This window comes from Intestinibacter sp. (assembly GCF_022780145.1).
In the GTDB taxonomy this organism is placed as follows: Bacteria; Bacillota; Clostridia; order Peptostreptococcales; family Peptostreptococcaceae; genus Intestinibacter.
The window spans coordinates 1-3,027 of sequence record NZ_JALEXO010000135.1; the positions used below are offsets into that span (position 1 = coordinate 1).

3 protein-coding genes are annotated in these 3,027 nt (G+C 29.5%); all 3 read right to left on the bottom strand.

Annotated elements, in window-relative coordinates:
* On the bottom strand, positions 1 to 778 hold a 778-nt coding region (locus MR593_RS05320), incomplete at its 3' end, for an isocitrate/isopropylmalate dehydrogenase family protein (protein ID WP_290690532.1).
* 26 nt (positions 779 to 804) lie between these two features.
* Positions 805 to 1,269 carry a hypothetical protein gene (locus tag MR593_RS05325; RefSeq protein ID WP_290690534.1) on the bottom strand — a complete coding sequence of 155 codons (465 nt, stop codon included), beginning with the start codon at positions 1,267 to 1,269 and terminating at the stop codon, positions 805 to 807.
* A 25-nt stretch (positions 1,270 to 1,294) separates the two neighbouring features.
* A complete protein-coding gene (gene nifV / locus MR593_RS05330; RefSeq protein WP_290690536.1) occupies positions 1,295 to 2,452 on the bottom strand; it encodes a homocitrate synthase in 1,158 nt (385 codons plus the stop codon).
* Positions 2,453 to 3,027: the final 575 nt, after the last annotated feature.

Sequence of the window (3,027 nt, forward strand, 5' to 3'; positions counted from 1 at the left end):
CATGTACTGCTTCAAATACTGCGTAGTCTTTACCTATATTAGCTCCAGGTATCATTCCAAGTCCACCTACAAGTCCTGAGCATAGATCTGATACTATATCCCCGTATAAGTTAGGCATAACCATTACATCGTATTTTTCTGGATTTATAACTAGATTCATGCAAGCAGCATCTACTATTAAATCGTCGCTAGCTATATCAGGGTATTTAGCTGCTATATCTTTAAATGTATTTAAGAATAATCCATCGCTTAATTTCATTATGTTTGCTTTATGTACACCTGTTACTTTCTTTCTTCCATTGTCTTTTGCGTAGTTAAATGCAAATTCGCATATTCTTTCGCAAGCAGGCTTAGTTATTATTTTTATAGTTTCTGCGCCGTAGTCGCCTATTTTATGTTCTATTCCTGAGTATAATCCTTCAGTGTTTTCTCTAACTATTACTAAATCTATATCTTCATATCTAGATTTAATACCTTTAAAGCTCTTTACAGGTCTTAAATTTACATATAAATCTAGAGTTTGTCTAAGTGTTACGTTTACACTTTTGAATCCTTTACCTACTGGAGTAGTTACAGGTCCTTTTATAGCTATTTTATTTCTTTTTATAGCGTCTATTACATGTTCTGGAAGTGGAGTCCCATACTCGTCCATAACGCCTGCTCCAGCGTCTACCTTTTCCCATTCTATATCTACACCAGTAGCTTCTACAACTTTTACCATAGCGGCTGCTACTTCTGGTCCTATTCCATCTCCTGGTATTAATGTTACTTTATACATTTCATATCCCCCTATTAAACAAGAATTTATAATTTTACCCAAAAATTAGTTCCTTTAGTTATATTTATAACTTCTAGAATACCTTTTGGTAAATCTTCATATAAATTTTTTAATTTCAATATATCGTAAAGTCCAACTTTGTCGTATTCATCAGAGTTTACGAATTCCATAGGTATAATATCGTTGTTTATTAAATTTTCTTTATGCTTTTGATCAAAAGATTTTGCTAATATACCTTTTATTTTTAAATTTGAAAATACTTTTGCCACGATTTCATCAGAAGGTCCTTTTAAGAAGTCTTCTCCTGCAACTATAAATCCGCCTTCATTGAAATTTACGCGGTCTATAAAGCCTTCATCTATTTTATTAAAGCACTTTTTAGCTAAAGTATCAATATTATTTTCATCTAGTGTGATGACATCATTTGTCGTTATATCGTCATTTAATTTTATCATAACGCCAGCAGTTATCTCATTGACATTTGATTTCATTACGTCCTCCTAATATATAAGCTTATTAGAATATTTTATAATCGTTTTTAATATCTTGATATATTTGAACTAATTCTTTGTCGAATAATTCTCTCTTTAGTCCTACAGATACTTTACGAACCTCTTCTAGTATTTGGTTAGCTTCATCATTAGTAAGCTCTATAGAGTATTCTTTGAATTTATTTATTATAGCAGCTTTTCCAGAGTGTTTACCTATTACTATTTGTCTTTGAAGACCAACTTCTGCTGGGTCAAATGCTTCGTAGTTTTTAGGATCCTTTATAGCTCCATCTGCATGTATTCCTGATTCATGTCTGAACATATTAGTACCAACTATTGCCTTCCATGCTGGTAATTGTCTACCAGAAGCTTGTGATACGTATCTAGATATTTCTACGAATTTAGTAGTATCTATATCTGTATCGTATCCATATACGAATTTAAGTGCCATAAGAACTTCTTCAAGGGCTGCGTTTCCTGCTCTTTCACCTAGACCATTTACAGTACATCCTATATGGTTTGCACCACCTATAACACCTGCTATAGCATTTGCAGTAGCCATACCGAAGTCGTTGTGTGTATGCATTTCTATATCGAAATTAGTTGCTTTATGTATTTTTTCGATTTTTTCTCTAGTTGTGAATGGCTCCATAACACCGACTGTATCGCAGAATCTAAATCTATTTGCACCTGCTTGTTTAGCGACATTTATAAATTCTATTAAGAAATCTGTATCTGCTCTAGAAGCATCTTCACCATTTACTGATATATAAAGTCCATTTTTATGAGCGAAAGAAACTGCATTATACATGTTTTCTAAAACCCATTCTCTAGATTTTTTTAATTTATGTTGAATGTGTATATCTGATACTGATAAAGAAATTGCAACTGCGTCAACTCCACAGTCTATAGATTGTTCTATATCTGAAACAACAGCTCTGTTCCATGCCATTATGCTTGCTTTTAAGTTTCTCTTGCATATTTCTTTGATTGTAGCTTTTTCATCTCCACCCATTGTAGGTATACCAACCTCTAATTGGTCTACACCTATATCACTTAAAGCTTGAGCTATAGCTATTTTTTCATGGTTTGCAAAAGCAACACCTGCTGTTTGTTCTCCATCTCTTAAAGTTGTATCAACTATCTTTATTTCTTTATTCTTGATTTTATCTTTTACGCACATTTTTTTTACCCCCTAAAATAATTGTTATTTAAAAATTAAAGTAGTATACATAACGTATTAGCTTTTAAAAATGAATGAAATTTTTTAAAAGTTTCATTCATTTTTTCGTATTTGATATATTTTTTAATATCAAAATTTACTATAAATTCTTTATACATCTTATTATATAACCATTATATGGAAATTGCACTATAATTTTAATTTTTTTTTAAAGTTATTAATTATGAAAGTTTTTTTATGGAAATTGCAATTTTTTCCATATAAATTTTATTATATTTGATTTTTTCTATATTTTCTTAGTAAAGGTTAAAACTTTATAAACTTTATAAAATATATATATATTAGACATTTTTTTAATTATATAATTTTTTTATAAAAAAAAGCCTATATTATATAATAAATTAATATAAGCTTTTTTATTTTATTATTATTTTAAATTTTTATAATGAAACTAACATTTTAAACTTTGCATATTCTATTTGTGATTTGCTGTTATATCTACATCAGCTAAAGTTGCAACCATAACTGCTTTTATAGTATGCATTCTATTTTCAGCTTCATCAAATACTTTTGAA